This is a genomic window from Sphingomonas sp. DG1-23 (assembly GCF_030730875.1).
GTDB lineage: Bacteria > Pseudomonadota > Alphaproteobacteria > Sphingomonadales > Sphingomonadaceae > Sphingomonas.
Window position 1 is genome coordinate 94,207 of sequence record NZ_JAVAMA010000005.1, and the last position, 25,020, is coordinate 119,226.

At 67.5% G+C, this 25,020-nt stretch carries 17 protein-coding genes and 2 pseudogenes; 5 read left to right on the forward strand and 14 right to left on the reverse strand.

Translation table 11 applies throughout. The annotated features are described in order from the left end of the window. Nucleotides 1–81: 81 nt before the first annotated feature. The 3 genes from Q9Q95_RS10060 to Q9Q95_RS10070 all read right to left on the reverse strand — a co-directional run bounded on the left by Q9Q95_RS10060 (nt 82) and on the right by Q9Q95_RS10070 (nt 7,790). Nucleotides 82–2,559, reverse strand: coding sequence for a TonB-dependent receptor domain-containing protein (locus Q9Q95_RS10060; RefSeq protein ID WP_306096551.1), 2,478 nt, complete (start codon nt 2,557–2,559; stop codon nt 82–84). A 117-nt stretch (nt 2,560–2,676) separates the two neighbouring features. Beyond that, nucleotides 2,677–5,157 carry a TonB-dependent receptor domain-containing protein gene (locus Q9Q95_RS10065; protein ID WP_306096553.1) on the reverse strand — a complete coding sequence of 827 codons (2,481 nt, stop codon included), beginning with the start codon at nt 5,155–5,157 and terminating at the stop codon, nt 2,677–2,679. Nucleotides 5,158–5,276: 119 nt separating this feature from the next. Beyond that, on the reverse strand, nt 5,277–7,790 hold the full coding sequence (locus tag Q9Q95_RS10070) for a TonB-dependent receptor domain-containing protein (protein ID WP_306096555.1): 2,514 nt from the start codon (nt 7,788–7,790) through the stop codon (nt 5,277–5,279). Between the two features lie 321 nt (nt 7,791–8,111). Between Q9Q95_RS10070 and Q9Q95_RS10075 the strand changes: the two genes are divergently transcribed. Then, nucleotides 8,112–8,864, forward strand: coding sequence for a nuclear transport factor 2 family protein (locus Q9Q95_RS10075; RefSeq protein WP_306096936.1), 753 nt, complete (start codon nt 8,112–8,114; stop codon nt 8,862–8,864). A gap of 5 nt (nt 8,865–8,869) precedes the next feature. Here the strand turns inward: Q9Q95_RS10075 and Q9Q95_RS10080 are convergent, their stop codons facing one another. Next, nucleotides 8,870–9,334, reverse strand: a complete 465-nt coding sequence (locus Q9Q95_RS10080) for a low molecular weight protein-tyrosine-phosphatase (protein ID WP_306096557.1) — start codon at nt 9,332–9,334, stop codon at nt 8,870–8,872. Nucleotides 9,335–9,408: 74 nt separating this feature from the next. Between Q9Q95_RS10080 and Q9Q95_RS10085 the strand changes: the two genes are divergently transcribed. Together Q9Q95_RS10085 and Q9Q95_RS10090 are read left to right on the forward strand one after the other, a co-directional pair. Beyond that, the gene (locus Q9Q95_RS10085) at nt 9,409–10,974 is read left to right on the forward strand and encodes an MFS transporter (protein ID WP_306096559.1); all 1,566 of its coding nucleotides are present in this window, start codon (nt 9,409–9,411) and stop codon (nt 10,972–10,974) included. Nucleotides 10,975–11,063: 89 nt separating this feature from the next. After that, on the forward strand, nt 11,064–12,614 hold the full coding sequence (locus tag Q9Q95_RS10090; RefSeq protein WP_306096561.1) for an amidohydrolase family protein: 1,551 nt from the start codon (nt 11,064–11,066) through the stop codon (nt 12,612–12,614). Nucleotide 12,615: 1 nt separating this feature from the next. Here Q9Q95_RS10090 and Q9Q95_RS10095 read toward each other — a convergent pair whose 3' ends face one another. The 9 genes and pseudogenes from Q9Q95_RS10095 to Q9Q95_RS10135 all read right to left on the reverse strand — a co-directional run bounded on the left by Q9Q95_RS10095 (nt 12,616) and on the right by Q9Q95_RS10135 (nt 19,107). Next, a complete protein-coding gene (locus tag Q9Q95_RS10095) occupies nt 12,616–13,353 on the reverse strand; it encodes an ATP-binding cassette domain-containing protein (protein ID WP_306096592.1) in 738 nt (245 codons plus the stop codon). Beyond that, on the reverse strand, nt 13,350–14,408 hold the full coding sequence (locus Q9Q95_RS10100) for a hypothetical protein (protein WP_306096593.1): 1,059 nt from the start codon (nt 14,406–14,408) through the stop codon (nt 13,350–13,352). The genes Q9Q95_RS10095 and Q9Q95_RS10100 overlap by 4 nt, the downstream gene beginning before the upstream one ends. Nucleotides 14,409–14,442: 34 nt before the next feature. Then, nucleotides 14,443–15,648 carry a serine hydrolase gene (locus Q9Q95_RS10105; RefSeq protein WP_306096595.1) on the reverse strand — a complete coding sequence of 402 codons (1,206 nt, stop codon included), beginning with the start codon at nt 15,646–15,648 and terminating at the stop codon, nt 14,443–14,445. A 66-nt stretch (nt 15,649–15,714) separates the two neighbouring features. Beyond that, a pseudogene (locus Q9Q95_RS10110) lies at nt 15,715–16,152 on the reverse strand (chromate transporter); the annotation flags it as partial. A gap of 7 nt (nt 16,153–16,159) precedes the next feature. Continuing rightward, nucleotides 16,160–16,228, reverse strand: a pseudogene (locus tag Q9Q95_RS10115) (chromate resistance protein ChrB domain-containing protein); the annotation flags it as partial. Nucleotides 16,229–16,411: 183 nt separating this feature from the next. Continuing rightward, nucleotides 16,412–16,942: a superoxide dismutase family protein gene (locus Q9Q95_RS10120; RefSeq protein WP_306096597.1), complete on the reverse strand. Its 531-nt coding sequence runs from the start codon at nt 16,940–16,942 to the stop codon at nt 16,412–16,414. Nucleotides 16,943–17,004: 62 nt separating this feature from the next. After that, the gene (locus Q9Q95_RS10125; protein WP_306096599.1) at nt 17,005–18,030 is read right to left on the reverse strand and encodes a hypothetical protein; all 1,026 of its coding nucleotides are present in this window, start codon (nt 18,028–18,030) and stop codon (nt 17,005–17,007) included. A 56-nt stretch (nt 18,031–18,086) separates the two neighbouring features. Beyond that, the gene (locus Q9Q95_RS10130; RefSeq protein WP_306096601.1) at nt 18,087–18,767 is read right to left on the reverse strand and encodes a hypothetical protein; all 681 of its coding nucleotides are present in this window, start codon (nt 18,765–18,767) and stop codon (nt 18,087–18,089) included. A gap of 100 nt (nt 18,768–18,867) precedes the next feature. After that, entirely contained in the window at nt 18,868–19,107 is a 240-nt protein-coding gene (locus tag Q9Q95_RS10135; RefSeq protein ID WP_306096603.1) for a hypothetical protein, read from the reverse strand. Between the two features lie 174 nt (nt 19,108–19,281). On the opposite strand from Q9Q95_RS10135, the gene Q9Q95_RS10140 reads away from it, so the two are divergent. After that, the gene (locus Q9Q95_RS10140; protein WP_306096605.1) at nt 19,282–20,106 is read left to right on the forward strand and encodes a hypothetical protein; all 825 of its coding nucleotides are present in this window, start codon (nt 19,282–19,284) and stop codon (nt 20,104–20,106) included. Nucleotides 20,107–20,319: 213 nt separating this feature from the next. Here Q9Q95_RS10140 and Q9Q95_RS10145 read toward each other — a convergent pair whose 3' ends face one another. Further along, a complete protein-coding gene (locus Q9Q95_RS10145; RefSeq protein WP_306096606.1) occupies nt 20,320–21,963 on the reverse strand; it encodes a DUF4157 domain-containing protein in 1,644 nt (547 codons plus the stop codon). 307 nt (nt 21,964–22,270) lie between these two features. On the opposite strand from Q9Q95_RS10145, the gene acnA reads away from it, so the two are divergent. After that, nucleotides 22,271–24,940 (forward strand): aconitate hydratase AcnA, encoded by a 2,670-nt coding sequence (gene acnA, locus Q9Q95_RS10150; RefSeq protein WP_306096607.1) that lies wholly within the window; start codon nt 22,271–22,273, stop codon nt 24,938–24,940. The last annotated feature ends 80 nt before the right edge of the window (nt 24,941–25,020 follow it).

Below are 25,020 nucleotides of genomic sequence, written 5' to 3' on the forward strand. Positions count from 1 at the left end.
TACTCTGCTCTTTTCGTTTCACTTCGCATTATAGGCCGCTCTCCGTAGAGAGCGGCCCGAATGCCTTGTTTTCGTTGCGTCTCAGAAAGAGAAGCGCAGCGAGCTGGAGATGGTCCGGCCGTTGACCGCACGGCCCCAGGCGATGCCGTTGGCGGGCATCGTGGCTTGCGAGATCTCGAAATAGCCGAGCGTGTTGAACAGGTTGTTCGCATTCACGCTCAGCTGGACGCCCTCGGCGGGGCGGAACTGGACGAAGGCATTGACCACCGTGAAGCCCGGCATGCGGAGCTGGTCGGTGTCCTGCGCATAGCTCTTGGTCACGGTGACCGAGCTGGCGCCGAAGGTCGCCCATTTGGTGTCGACCTGCGGCATCAGCTGGAAGGTGAATTCCGGCTGGTGGCGCGGCTCGAGCCCGGTGATCGCCGCGTTGAGCAGATCCTCGGTGATCTTCGCCTTGGTCCAGGTCGCCCCAGCGTTGAGGCTGAACGGCCCGCGGCGGAAGCTGCCCTCGAACTCGGCGCCGTAGGCGCGATAGGTCCGCGAGGTGCCGAGGCCCGAACCCGACTGGATGTTCTGGTCCTCGGAATTGGCGAGGAAGCCGGTCAGGTTGAGCGCGAGGCCCGCCTGACGGAACTTCACGCCGCCCTCGAGCTGGCGCACCGTGTCATAGGCCGATTCCGCGTCGAACAGGTCGCCGCTGTTCGCGTTGACCGCAGTGGTGAACAGGATCTTGTCGGCATTGGCGCGGGCGCCGCGGCTGTAGCGGGCGAACACCGCCAGCTCCTCGGCGATGCGGTAGTTGATGCCCGCCGAATAGCTGAGATATTTATAATCGTAATTGACCGGCGAGGGCTGGGTCAGCGGCAGCATCGCGGTCTTCGCTTCGGCTGCCGAGATCACGCCGTCATGGTTGAAGTCGTACGCGCCGACCCCCACGCGGCCGCCGCCGAGATCGGCGCCGAACACGGTGCCGTTGACGCTGCCCACGTCATAGCGGACGCTGCCGCCGATCGCGATCTTGCCGAAACGATAGTTGATCGAGCCGTAAGGCGCGGTGATGTCGTAATCGACGTTGAACGCGCGATGGAGCAAAGGCAGCCCCTGGATCGAGAAGGCCTGGTAGCCGTTCTGGGTGACCTTGGTGCCGGCGGCGTTGGTCACGTCGACCAGCGAGGCGTTGCCGCCGCCGACCACGTCCTGGATCGCCGTCGAGTACAGCCAGTCCATGTCGATCGTCTGGAGCGCCTTGTAGACGCCGGCGGTGACCGTGAGGTCGCCCGCGCCGACCTTCCACACGCGATTGGCGCGCAGATCGTTGGTGAAGTTGTTGAGCGAGTGCAATTTGACCTTGGCGAGATAGGTCATCGCCAGCAGGCCGTTGCCGTTGAGCCCGGCCAGATCGGTGATCGCCTGGCCGGTCTTCGGGCCCGACGCATAGCTCAGCGTCGCGCCGGCGCCGCCGACGGTGGTGGCGAGCGCCGCGGCGGTGGTGATGCTGCCGGGAACCATGCGGAACAGATCGCCCGAATTGGCCGAATAGCGCGCGCGCTCGGTGAACGAGAAGCCGCCGATCTCGAACTGCGCCTCGAGCCCGACCGACTTCGATTTCGCGTGCAGGCCGTCGTGGAAATTTTCGGCGACCGGCTGATTGTTGCGATCGAGCGACAGGAAGGTGCCGATGTTGCTCGATCCCAGCGAATCCTTGCTCGCGTCGAAATTGGTCACCTTGGTGAATTCGGGCTTGTCGTTGGTGCCGCTGATCAGCACCGGCGCCGGGACATATTGCGGCGAGCGATCGTCGAGCAATTTGCCGTAGATGCGGACGAAGCCATTGTCGAACGAGCGGGTGACGTTGAACTTCACCTGGCCGCCGCGATAGCCGTTATAGCCGATGTCGCGCGGGCCTTCGCCGCTGCGATAGAAGCCGCCGACATGGAAGCGCAGCGTGTCGCTGACCTTGGTGCCATATTCGAAGTCGACGCGCTTCTCGCCATAATCGAGGCCGGTGGTCGCCTCGATCGTGCCGCCCTCGGCATCGCCGGTCTTCGAGATCAGGTTGATCACGCCGCCCGGCGAGTTCGACGCGAAGGTCGAGGCCGAGCCGCCGCGGATCGCCTCGATCGCCGCGAGGTTGAGATCGGCGCGGATGAACACGTCCGACGCGGCGTTGAACACGTCGCCGAATTCGAGCACGGGCAGGCCGTCTTCCTCGATCTGCAGATATTTCGAGCCGCCCGAGGCGAGCGGGAGACCGCGGATCGTATAGTTCGAATTGCCCTCGCCCGATGCGGCCTCGACCCGGATGCCGGGCAAGGTGCGCAGGATCTCGCCGAGCGAGCGCGCGCCGAGCTTCTGGACTTCGGATTCCTTCAGCGAACTGGTCGAAATCGCACTGTCGAGGATGTCACGGCCCTTGGCGACGCCGGTCGAGAAGACTTCCTTCTCGGGCGCCTTCGCTTCGGCCTGGGGTTGCGCCGGACCGGCAGGCTTGTCCTCGGCAAAGGCCGGGGCAGCGAGCGCGAACGACGCGACGGACAACAACAACAGATGCTTTTTCATGGTAACCTAACCCCTTGTTATCGGAGCGTCGCAGCGCGGCGCCCTCGTTGAAACGCCCCCCTTGGGCGGTAGAAAACAGGCCCGGACCGCCCCCCGGCGGCCCGGACCTGCTGCAGATCAGAAGTCGAAGCGGACCGAAGCCGAGATCGTCCGGCCGTTGAGGACGTGCGCACGCGCCACCCCGGTCGCCGGGATCACCGCATCGTCGATCGCGGTGATCGCGAGTTCGTCGAACAGGTTGCTGGCGTTGACCGCGAGCGTCACCCGATCGATCGGACGGAACTGGACGAACGCGTTGGTGGTGACGAAGCCCGGCACCTTGAGCGTGTTGGTCGCAGTCGCGTAGCTGCCGGTGGTGCCGACGAACACCGCACCGACGCTGAACCGGTCGGTGGTGATCTGCGGCGTCGCCTGGAAGACGAGCTTGGCCTGATGCTGCGGCGTATTGCCGCTGATCGTCGCGTCGATCGCGTCGTTGGTGATCTCCGCGTCGGTATAGGTGGCACCCGCGGTCAGGCTGAAGATGCCCGTCCGGTAGCTGCCCTCGAACTCGGCGCCGATCGCCTTGTAATCGCGCAGCAGCGGCAGGCCGGTGATCGAATCGAGGTTCGAATCCTCGGCCTTGGCCCAGAAGCCGGTGACATTGAGCGTCAGATTGTCGTTGCGGAACTTCACCCCCGCCTCGGCCTGATGCACCACGTCGACCCCGGTGTCCTTGTTGAGCAGGCTACCGTCGGTCTGGCTGATGAACGGGCTGAACTGGATACGGTCGGCATTGGCGCGGCCGCCGCGGCTGTAGCGCGCGAACACCGCGACCGGCTCGGCGATGCGCCACAGCGCGCTGAGCGAGTAGGACAGATAGCCATAGGAATAGTCGACCGGGGCCGGGCGGGTCAGCGGCGAGACCGCGACCTGCATCTCGGGGACCGAGATCACACCGTCGCCGTTCATGTCGCGCGCAGCGACGCCGACGCGGCCGTCGCCGAGCTCGGAACCGATCACCGAGCCGCTCGCCTTGCCGAAATCATAGCGAAGGCTGCCGCCGAGCGAGACGCCGCCGAGGCGCAGATTGACCGAGGCGAAGGGCGCGTTGGTGGTGTAGCCGAGCCTGTAGCCGCGGCGGAAGGTGCCGACGGTCGGCGCGCCGTAGCGCAGCGTGCCGTCCTGGCTGACCTTGACGCCGGTCGGAGTGACGATGTCGAGCAGCTGCGCATTGCCGTCGCCGGCGACGCCGCTGAGCACCGACGCCCAGTTCCAGTCCGAATCGATCGTCTGGTGCGAGCTGTACAAGCCGACCGTGGTGGTCAGGTCGTTGCCGCCCAGATTCCACACGCGGCTGGCGCGGATGTCGTTGGTGACGTTGTTCAGGCTGTTGAGGTCGGTGTCGGCGACCATCATCAGCGCGCCGAGGCCGTTGCCGTTGAGCGTCGTCGGATTGGCGACTGCCTGACCCGCATTCGGGCCGCTGGCATAGCGCAGGCTGCCGCCGGGGACGCCGAACGCCGCCGGCATCATCGCCGCCGGAACGAACTGCGCGTAATAGATGCCCATGTAATGATTGGACATGTCGGCGTAGCGGAAGCGCTCGGTGATATCGAAGCCGGCGACTTCGAACTTGGCCTCGACGCCGACCGATTTGACCACCGCGTGCTGGCCCGCGGTCATGTCGTCGCGCACCGGCTGGTTGTTGCCGTCGAGCGTCAACAGGCTCTGGAAGTTCTTCGAGAACAGCGAATCGTGGCGCGCGTCATAGCCGGGGATGTTGCTGTAGACCGGCTTATCGTTGGTCCCGCTCACGCCCAGCGCGGTGATGTCGTACGCCGGCGTGATGTCGTCCATATACTTGCCGTAGAAGCGGACATAGCCGCCCTCGAACTCCTTGGTGACGTTCAGCTTGATCTGGCCGCCGCGGGTCGAGTTGACGCCGGTCGCGCGCGGGCCTTCGCCGTCGCGCCAGAAGCCGCCGACATGGAAGCGCAGGGTCGGCGTGACGTGCGTGCCGTAATCGAAGTCGATGCGGCGCATGCCGTAGTCGAGGCCGGTCGAGAGCTGGACGGCGCCGCCTTCGGTGTCGCCGGTCTTCGAGATGAAGTTGACGATGCCGCCGGGCGAGTTCGACGCAAAGGTCGAGGCCGAGCCGCCGCGGATCGCCTCGACTGCGGCGAGGTTGAGATCGGCGCGCAGGAAGGTGTCGGCGGTCGCGAAGGCGATGTCGCCGAATTCGAGGATCGGCAGGCCGTCTTCCTGCAGCTGCAGGAACTTGGCGCCGCTCGATGCGATCGGCAGGCCGCGGATGGTGATGTTGGCGCTGCCTTCGCCGGTCGAGGCTTCGGCGCGGATGCCGGGGATGTCGCGGAGGATCTCGGCGATCGAGCGCGCGCCGATCTTCTCGATCTCGCTGGCGCGCAGCGCGCTGGTCGAGGTCGCGCTGTCGAGACGGTCGCGGCCCTTGGCGACGCCGGTCGAGAATACTTCCTCATTGCCCTTCTTCGCGGGCGCGGCCTCGGCTTCCTGCGACGGGGCAGCAGGCGCATCCTTGGCGAGCGCGGGCGAGACCATCGCGAACGGCGCGACGGCCGCCAGCAGATACTTCTTCATGTCATTCTAACCTTGTGCTGGAGCCGTCTTCTGACGCGCTCGCAATGGACGTGCCAGCGGACCTGCGGGGCACGGACGTGGAAAAACCGGGCCGCACGGAGGCGGCCCGGGTCGATGGATCAGAAGTCGAAGCGGACCGAGGCCGAGATCGTGCGGCCGTTGAGCACATGCCCCTTGGCCACGCCGCCTGCCGGCAGCGTCGCGTCGTCGACCGCGGTGATCGCCAGCACGTCGAACAGGTTGCTGGCATTGACCGCCAGCGTCACCCGGTCGACCGGGCGGAACTGGACGAACGCATTGGTGGTGACGAAGCCCGGCACCTTCAGCTCGTTGCTGTCGGTGGCATAGCTGCTCGTCGTGCCGATGAAGGTCGCGCCGACGTTGAACCTGTCGGTGACGATCTGCGGCGTCGCCTGGAAGATCAGCTTGGCCTGGTGGTGCGGGGTGTTCCCCACGACTGCCGGGTTGAGATAGTCCAGCGTGATCTCGGCGTCGGTATAGGTCGCGCCTGCGGTCAGGCTGACGATGCCTGCGCGGTAGCCGCCCTCGAACTCGGCACCCATCGCCTTGTACTCGCGGGCGATGATGTCGCCGTTGGTCGAGTCGATGTTGGTGTCCTCGGCCTTGGCCCAGAAACCGGTGACGTTGAGCGTCAGCCCGCCGTTGCGATACTTCACGCCGGCTTCGGCCTGCTTGACCGTGTCGACTGCCGCCTCGGGGAAGAGCAGGCTGCCGTCGCCGTTGACGATCGGGCTGAACAGCAGACGATCGGCATTGGCGCGGCCGCCGCGGCTGTAGCGCGCGAACACCGCGAGCGGCTCGGCGATGCGCCAGTTCACGCCCACCGAATAGCTGAGATAGCTATAGTCGTAATCGACCACGCCCGGACGGGTGAGCGGCAGCACTGCGACGCTCATCTCGGGGACCGAGATCACGCCGTCGCCGTTCATGTCCTTCGGCGCGGTGCCGACGCGGCCGTCGCCGAGCTCGGCACCGAGCAACGTGCCCTTGGCGCTGCCGAAATCGTAGCGGAGGCTGCCGCCGATCGCGAGCTGGCCGAGGCGCAGATTGACCGAAGCGAACGGCGCGTTGGTGGTATAGCCCATGCGGTAGCTGCGGTGCAGCGTGTCGCTGCCCGGGATGCCATATGCCAGCACGCCGTCCTGGGTGATTTTGACGTTGGTCGCGGTGACCACGTCGAGCAGATTGCCGTTGCCGCCGCCGTTGATGTCGCTGAGCACTGCGCTCCACGCCCAGTCGCTGTCGATCGTCTGGTGCGAGCTGTACAGGCCGACCGTGGTGGTCAGGTCGTTGCCGCCGAGATTCCACACGCGGCTGGCGCGGATGTCGTTGGTGACGTTGTCGAGGCTGTTGAGCTTGGTGTCGCCGATCAGCAGCATCGCGGCGAGGCCGTTGCCGTTGAGCGCGCCCGGGTTGGCGATCGTCTGGCCGGCATTGGCGCCGGTCGCGTAGCGGATCGTGCCGCCCGGTGCGCCGAACGCCGGCGCGAGGAACGCCGCGGGGACGAACTGGGCGTAGTTGACGCCCATGTAATGGCCCGAAATGTCGGCGAAGCGGAAGCGCTCGGTGATGTCGAAGCCGGCGACCTCGAACTTGCCTTCGAGGCCGAACGACTTGACCACTGCGTGGTTGCGGTTCTCGTGGTTGCTGACATTGTTGTCGCCGTCCAGCGTGGTCACGGTCTGGAAGTTGCGGTTGAACAAGGTGTCCTTGCGCGGATCGAAGCCGGGAAGCGCGCCATATTCGGGGTCCGAATTGGAGCCGGTCACCGCCAGCGGAGTCACGTCATAGACGGGCGAGCGGTCGTCGAGATACTTGCCGTAGAAACGGATATAGCCGCCGTCGAATTCCTTGGTGACGTTGAGCTTGATCTGGCCGCCCTGGGTGGTCTTGAACCCGGTCGCGCGCGGACCTTCGCCGTCGCGCCAGAAGCCGCCGACATGGAAGCGCAGCGTGTCGCCGATCTTCGCGCCATAGTCGAAATCGACCCGGCGCATGTCGTAGTCGAGCCCGGCCGAGACCTGGATCGCGCCGCCTTCGACGTCGCCGGTCTTCGAGATGAAGTTGACGATGCCGCCCGGCGAGTTCGACGCGAAGGTCGAGGCCGAACCGCCGCGGATCGTCTCGACTGCGGCGAGATTGAGATCGGCGCGCAGGAACGCATCGGCGGTGCTCAGGCTGATGTCGCCGAATTCGAGCACGGGCAGGCCGTCTTCCTGCAGCTGGAGGAACTTGGCGCCGGTCGAGGCGAGCGGCAGGCCGCGGATGGTGAAATTGGCGTTGCCCTCGCCCGAAGCCGCTTCGGCGCGGATGCCGGGGATGTCGCGGAGGATCTCGGCGATCGAACGCGCGCCGAGCTTGTCGATCTCGCTCGCACGCAGCGAGCTGGTCGAAGTCGCGCTGTCCAGACGGTCGCGGCCCTTGGCGACGCCGGTCGAGAAGACTTCCTCGTTCGCCTTCTTGGCAGGCGCCTCGGCTTCCTGGGTCGGCTCGGCGGTCTTGGCTTCGTTTTCGACCTTGGGCGCCGACAAGACATTCGCCGTCGTCCCGGCATAGGCCGGCGTCGCAAGCGCGAGCGGCGCAGCTGCAAGGAAGAGGGTACCCCGTTTCATTATGACTATGCTCCCGAAAGGATCTTTACGTTGATCCGTTATAGGAGGAGCCCGGAGGGAGCCGGCGCGAGCACTGTCAATTTTACCGACAATTCAACGTCAAGTTGCGGCAACTTCTCTGGGAAGGAGCCTCTTGGTACCGCATTTTATCGGAGGCGCGCAGAAGCCTGCGTTAACCAGTTTCTTCTACGCGCGGCGAAGCGACCACTGCTCTTCATAACGCCTGCGTCACGTCTCTGCCGCGCCTGATCTGTGCGGCGCATTTACATTGGCGTCTTACCCAGATAACACAGCATGCCTGGTTGGTGAGTGGTCGTGGCGATGATGCAAGCTTTGGCATGGTTGGCACTGGCGCAGTCGGCGCCGGCGCACCCGGTCGCGCCGCCCTCCGCAATAGACGTCCGCGCGGCCGATACCGCGTTCTGGGATGCGTTCAATCGTTGCGATCGGACGGCGATGGCGCGCTTCTTCGCGGACGACGCCGAATTCTATCACGATCAGACCGGCGTGACGCGTTCGCGCGCGGCGATCGTCGACAGCCTCGTGCACGGCCCGTGCGGGACGCCCGGCCTCCACGTTCGGCGCGCGGTGGTTCCCGACAGCGTGCACGTCTCCCCCGTTCCCGGCTTCGGCGCGGTGATCGCGGGCACCCATCTTTTCTATGCACGGCAAGGGACTGCGCCCGAAGTCGCGGCGACCCGCGCGCGCTTCACCACGGTGTGGCGACAGCTGCCGGCCGGATGGGAGATGACCCGCGTGGTCAGTTATGACCATCAGCCCATGCCCTATGTGCCCCCGCCCGCGGGCCTGAAGCTGACGCCCGCGGCGCTGGCCGCCTATACGGGTGTCTGGCAGAGCGCGATCGGCCCCATCCGCGTGACTCTCGATGGCGACGCGCTGAATCTCGCCTCGGGCGATCTGCGCGTGACGCTCGATCCCCTCGCCCGCGACCGCTTCTTTGCCCGCGAACGGGATCTTCAGTTCCTGTTCTCGGCCGACAGATCGACGATTGCCGTCGAGGAGAAGGGCAAGATCGTCGCCAGAGGCGTGCGGAAGGCGCCCGTCCGCGACTAGCGCCTTCACCCCCGCAGCATCGCCACCAGCGCGTCCGCCGCGCGCGTCACCTGTTGCCACACCAGGTCGAAGTCGGCCGCGTCGCCATAATAGGGATCGCGCACCGCCTGCCCCGCGCAGCCCGGCACATGGTCCATCAGCAATGCGATCCGCGCCGTGCAGCGCCCCGGCGCCATTGCGTGGAGATCGAGCAAATTCTGCGGATCGAGCGCGAGGATATGGTCGAAGCGCGTGAAATCGTCGCCGCGCACCCGCCGCGCGCGCCTGCCCGAAATGTCGATGCCGTGACGCAGCGCCACTGCCCGGCTGCGCGGATCGGGCGCGCTGCCGATCTGCCATTCGCCGGTCGCGGCGGAATCGGCGATCGCCTCCAGCCCCGCGCGCGCCGCAGCCGCGCGGAAAGCCGCCTCGGCCAATGGCGAGCGACAGATGTTGCCGAGGCACACGAACAACAATGACGGCGGACGCACCGGAAATCCCCTCTTTCGTAAATGCGGTATGCTCTGCTAGCCTCGCGCCGAAAACATAAGCGAGGAGAGAGTGGATGGCGAGTTCGAGCGCGCCCGCAGCCGATCGCAAGGCGGGGGCCTATGCCTGGTACGTCCTCGTCGTCCTGTTCCTCGTCTACGCCTTGAATTTCATCGATCGCCAGATCCTGACGATCCTCGCCCCGCACATTCGCCGCGATCTCGGGCTCAGCCACGCCGATATCGGCTTTCTCTACGGCACGGCATTCGGCGTGTTCTACGCGCTGTTCGGGATTCCGCTCGGCCGGCTCGCCGACAGCTGGCACCGCGTCCGGCTGATGACGATCGGGCTCGCGCTCTGGTCGTCGATGACCGCGCTCTCCGGCCTGTCGCGCAACGGCCTCCAGCTCGCCGCCGCGCGGATCGGCGTCGGGGTCGGCGAGGCGACGGCGAGCCCCTCGGCCTATTCGCTGATCTCGGACTGGTTCCCCAAGCGCCAGCGCGCCACCGCGCTCGCGATCTATTCGGCGGGCATCTATTTCGGCGGCGGCTTCTCGCTGTTCCTCGGCGGCGCGATCGTCGACTGGTGGAATGCGGCTTATCCGGTCGATCCGCCGTTCGGATTGGTCGGCTGGCAGGCGGCATTCATGGCAGTCGGCCTGCCCGGGCTGGTCCTCGCGCTCTGGGTGCTCACCCTGCGCGAGCCGATGCGCGGCCTCTCCGAAGGGCTGGTCGCGCCGCCCCACCCCGCGCCGTTCAGGAGCTTCCTCGAGGATCTGCTGACGATCATCCCGCCGCTCACCCTGATCGGCGCCGCCCGCAACGGGGCGGCGGCATTTCTCCGCAACCTCGTTGTCCTCGCGCTAGTCGCTGCCGCAGCCTACGCGCTGATCCGATTCGACGGTCCGAAATCGGACAAGCAATGGCTCGCGGTCGGCATCGGCGTGTACGCCGTCTACAGCTGGTCGGCGGCGCTCCGTCACCGCGACGCGGCAACCTTCAGGCTGATCCTCGGCACCCCCGCTTTCCTCGCGGTGGTGCTCGCCTACGGGCTCAACGCCTTCCTGGCCTACGCCGTCGCCGGGCTCGCCCCCAGCTATGCCGTGCAGGTCTTCGGCATCACTGCGCGCGAGGCCGGGCTGTGGATCGGCGGTCCGGCGATCCTCGGCGGTTTCCTCGGCGTCACGCTCGGGGGGATCGCCGCCGATCGCCTGCGCCGGCGCTGGCCGTCGGGACGGATCATGGTGATCCTGTTCGGCAGCCTCGCGCCCGTGCCCAGCCTCGTGATCGCTTTCACCACCGCCGACAAAGCCTTGTTCTACGCAATGCTGCCGCTCACCCAGATCTTCGCCAGCTGCGCGCTCGGCGCCGCCGCGGCGGCGACGCAGGACCTCGTCCTGCCGCGGATGCGCGGCACCGCCACCGCCGCCTTCTTCATCGGCACCACGCTGATCGGCCTCGCATTGGGGCCCTATCTGGCGGGCCGCGTCGCCGATCTCAGCGGCAGCCTGTCGACCGGCATCCTGTCGCTGCTCGTCACGCTCCCGCTCGCGCTCGCCGCCGCGATCGCCGCGTTGCGCCTCGTCCCCGCCGCCGAGGCGAGCCGCGAGATCCGCGCCCGGGCCGCGGGCGAGCCGCTATAACCGCACGACATAGCCGCACGATCAGCGGCCGGCTTCCCGGCAAGCGCGCGGTGGGCTAGCCCGGTACGACCAGAGCCAGGGGAGCGGTTATGTCTCGACGTCTGACGCGGCGACAGCTGATCGGCGGCGCCGCGGCGGCGGGCGGATTGGCGAGCTGGCCCGGCCGCGCGATGGCGGCCGCCGAAAGCATTCTGTTCCGCGAGGTCCTGCTGGTCGACGGCACCGGCGCGCCGCCGCGGCTGGCGGACGTGCTCGTCACCGGCGACCGGATCGCCCGGATCGCGCCGCCGGCCACCCGCACACGGCTCTCGGCCACGCGGGTGATCGCGGGCGAGGGCCGGGTTCTCGCGCCGGGCTTCATCGACACCCACAGCCATGGCGATCCGCTCGAGCAATCGTATGAGAGCTTCCTCGCAATGGGCGTCACCACGATCACGCTCGGGCAGGACGGCAGCGGCCCCAGGATCGGCAAGGATCTCGATCTGCGCCCCTGGCTGAACGCCGTGGATCGCGCGCGCCTCGACGTGAACGTGGCGACGCTGTCGAGCCACGGCACCCTGCGGCGCGCGGCGCGCATCCCCGACGCGGTCCGCCGCCCCGATGCCGCCGCGCTCGCGCGGATGGCGGCGCAGCTCGGGGCCGAGCTGCGCGCCGGCGCATTCGGCCTGTCCTACGGCCTCGAATATGTCCCCGGCATCTATTCGGAGACCGCCGAGCTGTCCCGCCTCGGCCGCGTGGTCAGCCGCCGCAACGGCGTGGTGATGAGCCATATGCGCTCGGAGAATGACGAGGAGATCCATGGCTCGATCGACGAACTGATCGCGTCGTCGCTGCCGGCGCGTCCGCACATCTCGCATCTCAAGCTGGTGTTCGGCAAAGGCGAGCGACGCGCCCGCGCCTTGCTCGATTTCCTCGCCGCGAAGCGCCGCGCCGGGATCGATCTCACCGCCGACGCCTATCCCTATACCGCCGGCTATACCGGCATCGCGATCCTCTTCCCCGAATGGGCGCTGCCGCCCACCGATTACGCCGCGATCGTCGCCGCGCGCCGGCAGGAACTGCGCGACCATCTCGAGAAAAGAATGATCCGCCGCGGCGGCCCCGAGGCGCTGCTGCTCGGCACCGCGCCTTATGCCGGCAAGACCCTCGCCGAAGCCGCGCGCGACGCGGGGCTGCCCTTCCCGGACTTCCTGATCAAGATCGGCCCCGAAGCCGGCTCGGGCGCGCATTTCACCATGGACAAGGCGCTGCAGGACGCGCTGCTCCTCGATCCCTTCGTCGCGATCTCGACCGACGGCGGCCCCGGCATGCGCCATCCCCGCGCCACCGGCACCTATGCCAAATGGATCGAGGAATATGTCGTGCGCGACGCGAAGCTGCCGGTCGAGCAGGCGATCCGCAAGGCGACCGGCTTTCCCGCAGGCATTCTGCGGCTCCCCGATCGCGGCGTGATCCGCATCGGCGCCAGGGCCGATTGCATCCTGTTCGATCCGGCGAAGGTCAAGGCGCGCTCGACCTATGTCGATCCCTTCGCGCGCGCCGAAGGCATGGATCTGGTGATGGTCAACGGCACGCCCGCCTTCGAGCGCGGCACGCGGATCGCCGCGGCGGGGCGGCTGCTCCGCGCCGGCCAGCGGTGATTCATTCCGGCGGAGGATGACCGACGGCGCCCGATCGCAAGGCGTGGATCGTCCGCCGCTCGAACCCCGCCAGATCCGCCGCGGCGCTTCGAAGCACTGCCTTGTCGAGCTTCAGAACCGCCCTGCCATCGGCGAGCATCAGGCCAGCGTCACAGGCGATGGCCAGCGTGCTCAAATCGTGCAGTGCGGTTATCAGCGTAAGGCCTTCATCGACCATCGCCCGCAGCGCCTCGCGCAGATCGAATGCCGCTACGGGATCCAGCCAGTTGAACGGCTCGTCGAGGACGACGATGTCCTTGCCCTCCGCGAACGCCGCGGCGACGGCGATCCGCTGCCGCATCCCGGCCGAGCAATCGCCGATCCAGCGGCCGAGCAGCATGTCGAGGCCCAGCGCTTCGCGCAACAGGCGCGCTCCCGGTCGCTCCAGCCCGGTGCCGAGGAATGCGAGCAGGTCACGGCCGCGCAGCGCGTCCGGCAATTTGTCGGCCGGCGGCGCGAAGCCGATGCGCGAGGCGCGGCCCGCCCGATCCCCGGCGCATTCGTCGCCGAGGATCCGGCACGACCCGCCAGCAAAGGGCAGTCTGCCGGCAAGCGCGCGCAACAGGCTCGTCTTGCCGGATCCGTTCGCGCCGATGATCCCGGTCCACGACGCTTTCGGGATGCGCAGATCGACGTCGCAAACGACGCCGCGGCCGGCACGCTCGACCGACACGGTCGCCAGATCGATCAGAACCGTCATGCGAGAAGCCAGACCCTCGCCCTCGCGCGGCGGTGCAGCGCCCAGAGCATGGCGGCGGCCATGACGGGAAGCGCAGGCGGCAGAGCGAAGGCCGTCAGGACGAGGAGGCCGGCGAGCAGCGAGAATGCCAGCTCTGCGAAGCGCTCGCCGTAAATTTGATAGGCGAGCAGCCGGATCGCGAACAGGACGAGCGCCCCGACGGAGACGGCCGCCACGGTCCCCGCGACGAACGGCGCGAAACCGAACCAGCAGATCGGCACCGCTATTCCGGCGAACAGCGCGGCGGCGCGGGCGTGCGCATACAGGATGCGCCACGGCCCGTGCCCGGCCAGCCGCATGAATTCGACGACATGGTGGTCGATCGAGGTCAGCGCGAGCATGAGCACCGCGGTCACTACGCCGGCGACCGCGCCCAGCGCATTTTCCCGCAGCACCGGAAGCGCAAGCGCGAGCAGCAGCATCGCCGCAGCCGTCAGACCGGCGGCCGGCTGGTGCGCTCCTGCGCGGATCGTGCGGATCGTGCGGCCCGGCCGCATGCCGCCGATCCGGATATTGGCCGGATCCAGCCGCTGGATCAGCTGCCCCGCCACGGCCCCGACCAGATAGCCGGGCAGCGTGACCGTCAGGATCGATGGCCGTGCGAGCAGCGTCAGGACGGCCAATGCCGCGATCCCGAGCGCGTGCCAGACGAGCAGATAGCGGCGGCGGCTGGCACTTCGGATCGCATCGGCGGCGAGCGTGCCGTCGGCCGCGTGAAACCGCAACCGCGCGGCGACGAGGCGGCCCGTCCCCAGTCCGATGACGGCGCCGGCGCCGAGACCGACCCATATCGCGGTCGTCCAGGCCTGCGCCGCGAGCGCCGATCGCACCATCGCCAATCCCGCCGCGAGCATCGCCCCGGCGATCAGCCGGTCATGCCAGCTCGCAAAAGTCCCCCGCGCCAGATTGATTGCGATGCGGCAGTCATAGCGGAACAGGGCATTGCCGGCGGGCAGCGTCGCGACGATCCTGAGGAGAGTGCGACGGAGCCACGACACCCGATCAGGATAGCGCAAAGGCCGGTATCCGCAATCGGCGCGCCTCGCTCGCTCAGCCCCGCGGCTTGCGCAACGCCTTGCACAGCCCGTCGGCCGCCAGCGCAATGCGCGATTCGGCGCTGGTCCGGTTCGACGGATCGTTGGTCACGCCGCGCGTCTCGGTGTTGAAGGCGAGCAGGCTGCCGATCCTTTGCTCGGGGCACAGGCTCAGATAGGCGCGAAAGCCGTTCTGGTCGCCATTATGGCCGATGATCCGGATACCCGCGCTTTCGTCGACGAAGAAGGACAGCCCGCTCCATGTCGTCCTTGCCATCCGCCCCTGGGTGAAATCCTCTCCCGCAGAGATCCGCGGCCGCCACATCTCCTCGAGCGACGCGCGCTTCAGGACCAGATCATATTCGGCCGCGCGCGCCGGATCGCCGAGCAGGAAAGCGAGATATCTGGCCATGTCGGGGAGCGGCGCGTTGAGCCCGCCGTTCGACACGGTCACCCCGGTATCGACGTCGAACGGCGCCGCGATCCTTTTGCCGTCGCGGATATGGTAACTGTGCGAACGGTGCGGCAGCAGATGCGGCGGGGTGCGATCGAAATAGCTCGCATGCATGCCGAGCGGCTTGAGGATGTTCTTGTCGACATAGACTTCGAAATCCTCGCCCGACAGCCGCTCGATCACCTGGCCGAGATAGACGATCCCCGGATTGGAGTAGCCGAACCGGCTGCCGGGGCGGAACTGCACGTCGGTGTACGGCAGCATCGCCACCAGTTGCGCCCAGCTTCTGGGTTCGAACGGCTGCCAGTCGCGATCGCGCCAGCGCCACGTCCCGCCGCCGAAGCCGGCGCTGTGGCTCATCAATTGGGCGAGGGTGATCGCATCGGTGTCGCCGAAGCGATTATGCACCGCGGCGAGCTCGGGCACGTAGCGGATGACCGGATCGTCGAGCTTGAGCAGCCCGCGGTCGCGCAATTGCAGGATCGCGATCCCGGTCATCGTCTTGGTGATCGACGCCCAATGATAGATCGTCCGCGCGTCGACCGGAACATGCGCCTCGGCATCCTGCTCGCCGAGATGGTCGGCCGCGATCGTCCGGCCGTCGCGCACCACGTAGAAGCTGCTTCCGGCGATCCCCGCCTTTCGCACTTCGGCGCGGTGCAGCGCCCGGAACGTGTCCAGCGCCCGGTCGAGCGCGGTCTCGTCGGCCGCGGCCGGCGTCGCGACCAGCGACATTGCCAGCATCAGCCAGCCGACGCGCCGGGACATGGCGATCTCCTTATTTGCCCAGGCGGGGCAATCTGCGGGCGCAACGGCGAAGGCGCAACCCGAAGGTCAGGCGAGAAGCACATACGCCGCGCCGAGGCAGGCGCAGGTGCCGAGCACGGGCAGCACGCCGAGCCGGAACCGGAACACCGCCACCACCGCGCCGGCCGCGAGCAATAATGCCGGCCAGTTGATCGTCGCGAGCACCGGCACGTCGAGCGTTCCGCCGGCGAAGATCCACAGGAAGCACGGCACGAAAGTCACCCAGGTGGTGAGGATCGCGCCCGGCGTCGCGGCGAGCAGCGGCGGCAGCCCGGTCGCGGTGCGAAACGCGGCGAGGAAGCCGACGAACTGGGTCACCATGATCAGCGGCCCCGGCGTGGTCTCGGCCATGCCCAGCCCGTCGAGCATCTCGCCGGGCTTCAGCCAGCCGAACGTGGTCACTGCCTCCTGCGCGACATAGGCCAGCACCGCATAGGCGCCGCCCAAGGTCACCACCGCGAGCTGGAACACCCGCCTGCGGGTCGACGAAGCGGCGGATCAGCCACGGGCAGGCGATGCGGTCGACCTTGGGCCGGGCGCGCCGGCGGTGCCGATCAGGCGGAAAAGCTTGTCGCAGCTTATGGCATTCAATTGCGGCATGACGCGTCCTCTAAAGGCTGGGGACGCGATGCTTCAGCCTGCCGCCTCATGGGGAGATCGCGATCCCCATGCCGGCTTCTTGCCCGTCACGCCGCGGCCTTGTCGACGCCGGCGCCGCGCCCGCTCACATCGCCTGGAACACCCCGCAGGCGATGCGTCCGCCCGAATTGCCCGAAGGGTCGGTCTTGTAGTCGTCGGCCTGGGCGTGGATCACGATCGCCGCGCCGTCCTCGTCGAGCAATTGCTGATAGGTGCCGCCGGGGAGCGTGAAGATCGTCCGGTCGCGCCCGCCCGCCGCGACTTCGAGATTGGGCATGTCGCCGGCATGCGGACCTGCGGGATTTTCCTTGCCGTGCTGGTGCGTGGTCGGGTTCCAGTGCGGCCCGGCGCTGGCGAAGTCGGGCGCGGTGCATTTGCCGACCGCATGGATATGGGTGCCGTGCGGCCCTTCGGGCAGATTGCCCGCCTCGACGATCACCCGGATCGCGCCGTCGACTTCCTCGGCGACCGCAGTGCCGATCTTCTCGCCCGCCGGGTTCATGATGTCCGCCTGCGCGCGATAATGCCCCGCCATGTAGCGCGCATTCTGCTCGGGCGTCGCGCACCCGCCCAGCATCGCCGCGGCCCCGATCGCCACCATCGCCACGCGCTTCATCTCGTCACTCCCTGAACTGTCCGCTTCTCTAATGGACCGTCGCCGCGCCGGTTCCAAGGGGGTCATGAGCTGCCGAGGCAATCCCCGTCGCGCTTCCCGCTCACGCTGCCGACGTCGAGCGCGATCTTGGCCCGCCGCGAGAAGGTCAGCGCCTGCCACCGCCCGCTATTGCCCACCGCGGTCCGGCTGCGCAGAAAGGTCAGATGGAGCAATTCATATTGCTCGGGATCGATCCGCCCCTTGTCGAGCATGCAGCGCCACTGCGCGAGGTTCCACGCGAAATCGCGCCCCACCCCGTCCTGGTCCAGGCTGCGGCTGAGCCCGTCATACCAGTCGAAGATCGCGCGGAGCCGCTCCGCCCGCTCGCTCGCGGGCATCGCCGCCAATTTGCCGCGCAGCCGCGCGAGATCGCCATCGGCGGGGAAGAAGCCCTGCTGCACCTTGGTATCCACCGCCCAGCGTATCTTGCGCATCGTGATCGGCTGGCCCGGAAACACCCGCAGCAGATCGGTGCGCACCTCGAGCAGCAAGGCGACATAGGCGTCGGTCTGCACCTGCAGCATCGCGTCGCTCTCGAAGATCGCGGTGAGCTCGCGCAGCATCGCCGCATTCAGCTTGCCGTCCGGCCCGTGCGCGGCGAGGATTCCCGCGCGACATTTGTCCTTCACCGGCACTTTCAGGCAATCGCGCGAGAACAGCAATTTTCCGTAGACCGGCGCCAACGCCTTGCGCGTCCGCCCGAACTGGCCGCGCAGCCGCCGCTTCCACGCCTTGAGCACCGGCTGCAGGCTGCCGGTGCCGTAATTCCACTGGCTCATCCCCACCGACATCAATTGCCCGTCGAAATTCCCCACCGGCATCGCCCAGCAGCCCATCGTCTCGGGGATCGCGGTCTCGGCCATCCGCGCGAAGATCGCCGCCCGGTCGAGCCCGATCTCGCCGAGCAGGGCTGCCGCCTCCGGATCGATCCGGAGGAAAGCCGCGTCGCCGACGCGCCGGCATTCGGGCAAGGGCGTGGGCGCCGCCGCCGGCAGGCCCTGCGCCGCCGCGCCCGCGCTCGTCAGCAATGCGCTTGCTGCGAGCAACATCGCGCCGCGTCCCGGTCCGTGCCGCAAATCCCTTTCCCCCGATGGTCGCGTCGAGCCTATGCCCCGCCTTCCCAGCCCGCAACCGGGTAAAGCTCCGCCGCCTCGAGCGCCGCCAGCTCGGCGCGCAATTCGGCGTCGTGCACCGCCGCCTCGGCGATTTCCCCGGGGGTTTCGGCCGGCTTGCGCCCGTCGCCGCGGCAATGCGGGCAGGCCACCGTCCCCGCCACGCTGCGCATCTCGATCTCGGCCAGCTTGCGCATCAGCGCGTCTCTGGCGCCCGCATAGCGTCGCCCGTTCTCGAACCAGCCGCCCGCCGCTTTCGCCGTTTCCTCGGCATATTTCTCGAGCGCGGCCTGCCCCATCCCCTGCCGGATATCCTTCAAATCGCCGCGCTGGAGCATCACCCGCAGCAGCGAATCCGAATAGCGCTTCCTGCGCGAGATCTCCCTGCCCTCGCGCGTCACCACTTCGTCCCAGCCGAGCACCGCGCGATCGAACGCGGCCTGCTCGACATTGGCCATGCCGCGCGCCTGCGCCCGCGCCCATGCCGCGGCGAATTCCGCCGAATCGCGCCGCGCGCGATAGGCCGAGGTGCTCGAGATCGCCGCCGCACGACAGGCGTCGCGCACGCATCCGGTCTCGCGCAGCCGCTCGAGGAATTTGCGCTGCCGCGCCGGTGTCCAGCCGTCCGCCCGCGGCCGCCGCCCCGGCAGATGCTCCTTGTTCGCTCGCATCATTCCGACTCGCTCCCCCGCTCCGAGAGAACCAGATAAACCGTCATTTCCTATTTTAAAATAACCAAATGGGATATACACAAAGCGCGTATTCGTCGGCCGGCTATTCGCGCACTTCGATCGCGTCGCCGACACAGACCCGCGCGACTTCGGCGCCTTCCTCGTCGGTGACGGTGACGCGGCTGCCGAGCATCAGCCGGCCCTGGCGCTTGATCTGCTCGATCCCGAGGATCAACGCCTCGCGCTTGGCCCATTCGCGCACGGCGCCGTCGTCGGGCAATTCGGCGCCGGCGGGATCGCTCGAATCCTCGGCGCCTTCGCGGTGGAAATAATAACGCGACATGCCCGGAAAATGCGCGAGCCGTCGGGCCGGTTTCGCCGATCAACATGGATCAGGACGATTTCGATGCCCGCTCCCCTTCCGTTCAGGCGAGATCTGTATCATCGCGGATCATTGCCGCCCGCATCCGGCGAAACCCGGATTGGCGATGGCAACAAGGCTGGCTAAGCCACGGCCATGCTTTCGCAAATCGCCACGCTGCTCGCCCTCGTCTTCACACTGGTCCAGCCTGCGCAGACCGGCGGCCAGCCCGATCCGGCGCTCGAGGCCAAGGTCAAGGCGCTCGGCGAGCAGGCCGCCGCCGCGCAGGCCAAGGGCGATCAGGCGACGATGCTCGCGCGGTTCGACGACATCGTCACCCTCACCCAGAATCCCGATGCGATGCACAAGCTCGGCCATTTCTACGAAAGCGTGAAGGATGTGCCCGGCGCGCCGGCCAAGGCGCAGGGCTGGTTCGTCAAGGCGGCCGAGCTCGGCAATGGCGAGGCGCAGAAGGATCTCGCCAAACTGCTCGAGGGCGAGGCGGCTTTGTCGGACAAGGACTATGCCATCCTCGTCGAGGCGCTCGCGCGCGGCGCCGGCAAGGCGTTCAACCCCGAAGGCGATGCGATGCTCGAGAAACTCGCCGCCAAATATGGCGCCGCCACCCGATGTGCGGTCGATGCCGCAAAGCGCCTCGGCTATGTCGCCGACGATTCACAGGCGCTGATGAGCCGCGATCATCCGACCAACTGGTTTCGGGTGCGCAGCGGCAGCGGCACTTCGGCCCGCGGCGACCAGATCAACATTTACGGTGCGGGTGACGACAACGGTTTCCTGCCGGGCGCGCGCTATGCCCGGCTCAAGGTCGGCGGCTCGGGCTTCACCGGCATCAAGGTGAACCGCTATCCGGGCGGCGAGGGCCGCACTCTCGAGGTCAAGGAATATACCGGCTATGTCGAGGCGCCCTCGCCCGAGGGCCAGCGCGACGTAGAGATGATCGCCAAAGCCTGCCGGAGCTGAGCAGCCTCTCTTCGTCATCCCGGATGTTAGGCTTTCCCGGAAAACCGCAGGTTTTACGCTGGAAAGCCTTCAGTCCGGGATCCACTCCTCCGCCGGGGGCTTGCCTCACGGTGGATCCCGGACAGCTCGCTTTTCTTTTCAAATCAAAGATTTGAAGAAAATCGGCTTCCGGGATGACGGTGTGAACCTCGACCCCAAACGGGGCGCGCGCCCTCAAAAAATCACCGGCTCGCGGATCGGTCCGATCACCGGAATCGGCGCAGTCCCGGTCGCGACCGTCACCGGGTTGGCATAGTCGCGCCGCGCCTCGTGGAATTCGTGGAAGCTCTGGCCGCTGCGTTCGCCATACATCTGGAAATACCAGCGCGGATCGGCGCGGCCGCCGCGATTGTCGCCGCGCGCGTAATTCTCCAGCGTCACCCGGTCGCCGCCGCTCTGCGCCACCACCGCGCCGAAATGATAGCCCCACGCCAGCACACGGTCCTCCTGCGCGCGTATGTCGCGCACCGTCGCGGTCCCACGCACGGGATCCGAAGCGATCTGCGGCCCCACCGTCGAGATCATATAGGCCTCGCCGACACCGGGCGCCGCCCAGCGATTCATCCCCAGCCGCTCGACCCGGTCGGTCTCCCACTCCTGCGCATGAAGATAGGCGCCGACATTGGCGTTGGGATCGAAGGTGCGGACTGGCTCGTCGAGCAGCCGCGCCAGCGAGTCGTTCGCCCGCATGCTGGCACGCGTGGTGAACAGGGGGCGATTGACGATCTGCGCGGCGAGATCGTTGCAATTCTGCGACGGTGCGGCAGTGAAATCGGGGACGACCCGGCTCAGCGATTGCTGCGAGTACCAGCCGGTCAGGATCGTCAGCCTGCCGCCCTCGCGCTTGAGCCGGACATTCCCGCGCAGCGCATTATTGGCGTCGGCGATGACGTCGTCGGACGCGAAGAACGCCTTGGGCTGACGATTGACCAGAGTCGAATCCTCGATCGCCATGCTCGCATCGTCGGCGACGCGCAGCGACAGCGACCGCGCATTGCGCCGCCGGTCGACGACATTGGCCCGATCGCCTCGGCCCTGCGCAAGGAACTCATGGACCCCGGTGCGCCCGCCGCTGCGTGCCTGCGCGCTGAACATGGTGTTCGGCGGGATGACGACATAGGGATAGCCGAACCACGGCCGGTTCCGCGGCGTCGGCATCTGGGTGAGGAACTTGTCGCGTCCGACCACGGTGTAGCGCTGGATCGGCCGGCCGGCATGCGCGGGGGCCGGCCGCTGCGGCGGCGCCGCTCGATCCCGTGTCGCGAGCTTGCGCTGCACCGGCGCGCGATGCATCGCCGCGCGCTGGCCCAGCCGGTCGGCCTCGGCCTCGAGCGCGCGGTCCTGCACTATCGAGACCCCATCGCCGCTCGCCCGGACCCGGCCCTGCCGCTGCTGGACGACATGGGCGAGTTCGTGGCCGAGCAATTGCTGCCCCTGCACCGAATCGGGCTGATAGCGCCCCGGCGCGAAATAGATGTCGTTGCCGGTGGTGAAGGCGATCGCCCCGATCCGCGCGGGCTGCGCCCCGACATGGACGCGCACGCCCGAAAAATCGGCGCCGAACGCCGCCTCCATCCTGGCGAGCAGAGGCGCCGGCAGCGGACTGCCCCCGCTCCGCGCCAGCCCGAGCTGGACCGGATCGACGGCAAAGCTTCCCTCGCCACCCTTCGCCTGAACCGCGGCGGCTCTGCTCGAAAAAGCCGGCGCAGGCGGCCCCGGCCGCACCGGTCCCGCCACGCCCCGCCGCTGCACCACCGCCGCAGGGCGCACGCCGGGCAGCGGCCGCGCCTGCCCGCCGACAAAATATCCCTGGATCACGCGTGCCGCCAAAGTCTCGCTCCACGCCGAGTCCGCTTATTCTAGACCAACACGAAATCGGGGCAAGCAGTCCAGCGCGCGATCAATCGGTTCAGGAGAGACTGCGCTGGCATGTCCCGACCGTGCGCAACCCGCCCTCGTCTCGTTCACCTTGATCGAAAACCCCGCCCTTCCCCTGCCGCCGCCTCCGCGCTAAGGCCCGCACGAATCTCGCATTCGCAGCACCCAACCGGCGCGCCCGCGCGGTCCTTGTCGGACCTGCGTCCCCCGAGCGCCCGGGCCGGACAAAGAAAGGACCCCGCGCCCCATGACCGCCATCGGCAACGATACGCTCGGCACTCGCGACACGCTCACCGTCGGCACCGCCACCTACAGCTTCTATTCGCTCCCCAAGGCGGCGAAGAAGCTCGGCGACATCAGCCGCCTGCCCTTCTCGATGAAGGTGCTGCTCGAGAACATGTTGCGCTTCGAGGACGGCAAGACCGTCACGAAGGACGATGCCCAGGCGATCGTCGACTGGCAGAAGGACGCGCGCTCGAACCGCGAGATCCAGTATCGCCCCGCCCGCGTGCTGATGCAGGACTTCACCGGCGTCCCCTGCGTGGTCGATCTCGCGGCGATGCGCGACGCGATCACCAAGCTCGGCGGCGATGCCGGCAAGATCAATCCGCAGGTCCCCGTCCATCTCGTCATCGACCATTCGGTGATGGTCGACGAGTTCGGCACGCCCAAGGCGTTCGAGGCGAACGTCGAGATCGAGTATGAGCGCAACAACGAGCGCTACGAGTTCCTCAAATGGGGCTCGAAGGCGCTCGACAATTTCCAGGTCGTCCCGCCGGGCACCGGCATCTGCCACCAGGTCAATCTCGAATATATCGCGCAGTCGATCTGGTCGTCGCAGGCCGCCGACGGCGCGACGATCGCCTATCCCGACACGCTCGTCGGCACCGACAGCCACACCACCATGGTCAACGGCCTCGGCGTGCTCGGCTGGGGCGTCGGCGGGATCGAGGCCGAGGCGGCGATGCTCGGCCAGCCCGTCTCGATGCTGATCCCCGAAGTCGTCGGCTTCAAGCTGACCGGCGCGCTCCAGGAAGGCATCACCGCCACCGATCTGGTGCTCACCGTCACCCAGATGCTGCGCGCCAAGGGCGTGGTCGGCCGCTTCGTCGAATTCTACGGCCCGGGCCTCCACTCGATGACCCTCGCCGATCGCGCGACCATCGCCAACATGGCCCCCGAATATGGCGCGACCTGCGGCTTCTTCCCGATCGACGAGAAGACCATGGATTACATGCGTCTCACCGGCCGTCCGGACGCGACGGTCGCGCTGGTCGAGGCTTATGCCAGGGCGCAGGGCATGTGGCATGATATGGACAGCCCCGAGCCGATCTTCACCGACAGCCTCGAGCTCGACATGAGCAGCGTCCGCCCGTCGCTCGCCGGCCCCAAGCGTCCGCAGGACCGGGTGAGCCTCGACGCGGTCGACGAAGTGTTCAACGCCGATCTCCAGAAGGTCTATCACAAGGACCGTCCCGAGCGCGCGCAAGTCGAAGGCGCGGAGCATGACATCGGCGACGGCGACGTGGTGATCGCCGCGATCACCAGCTGCACCAACACCTCGAACCCGTCGGTGCTGATCGCCGCCGGCCTCGTCGCGCGCAAGGCGCGCGCGCTCGGCCTGACGCGCAAGCCGTGGGTCAAGACCAGCCTCGCCCCCGGCAGCCAGGTCGTCACCGATTATCTCAACAAGGCGGGCCTCAGCGAGGATCTCGACGCGATCGGGTTCAATCTCGTCGGCTATGGTTGCACCACCTGCATCGGCAATTCGGGCCCGCTCGCCGAGCCGATCTCGGCAGCGATCAACGGCAACGACATCGTCGCCGCCTCGGTGCTCTCGGGCAACCGCAACTTCGAGGGCCGGGTGAGCCCTGACGTCCGCGCCAACTTCCTCGCCTCGCCGCCGCTCGTCGTCGCTTATGCGCTCAAGGGCACGGTGACCGAGGACATGTACGAGACGCCGATCGGCGAGGGCACCGACGGCCCGGTGTTCCTCAAGGACATCTGGCCCTCGAACGAGGAAGTCCAGGGGCTGATCGCCGCCAATATCGACGACGAGATGTTCCGCGCGCGTTACGGCAACGTCTATCTCGGCGACCGCCACTGGCAGGGCATCACCGTCACCGGCTCGGACACCTATAGCTGGCCGGCCGGCAGCACCTACATCCACAACCCGCCTTATTTCGAGGGCATGACGATGACTCCGGCGCCGGTGCAGGACATCATCGAGGCCAAGCCGCTGGCGATCCTCGGCGATTCGATCACCACCGACCACATCTCGCCCGCGGGCTCGATCAAGGCGGATTCGCCGGCCGGGAAATTCCTGCAAGAACATCAGGTTAGCCGGAAGGACTTCAACAGCTACGGCGCCCGCCGCGGCAATGACGAAGTGATGGTCCGCGGCACCTTCGCCAATATCCGCATCAAGAACGAGATGGTCCCCGGCATCGAGGGCGGCATGACCAAATATCACGATCAGGTCATGCCGATCTACGACGCCGCGATGCGCCACAAGGCCGACGGCACGCCGCTGGTGATCGTCGCCGGCAAGGAATATGGCACCGGTTCGTCGCGCGACTGGGCGGCCAAGGGCACCAATCTGCTCGGCGTCCGCGCGGTGATCACCGAGAGTTTCGAGCGCATCCATCGCTCGAACCTCGTCGGCATGGGCGTGGTACCGCTCCAGTTCGCCGAGGGGGTCACCCGCGAGACGCTCAAGCTCAACGGCTCGGAGACCTTTACGATCACCGGCATCGCCGGGCTGCGCCCGCGCCAGGACGTCGAGGTCATGCTGACCCGCGCCGACGGCACCACCGAGACCTTCCTGACCCGCTGCCGCATCGATACGGTCAACGAGCTGGAATATTTCCTCCACGGCGGGATTTTGCAGTACGTGCTGCGCAACCTCGCCGCGTAAGGGCGGGCCAAACAAAAGGCCGCGGTGGATCTCCACCGCGGCCTTTTTGCTGCCCGCTCGCCTGATGCGCTCCCCTCCCG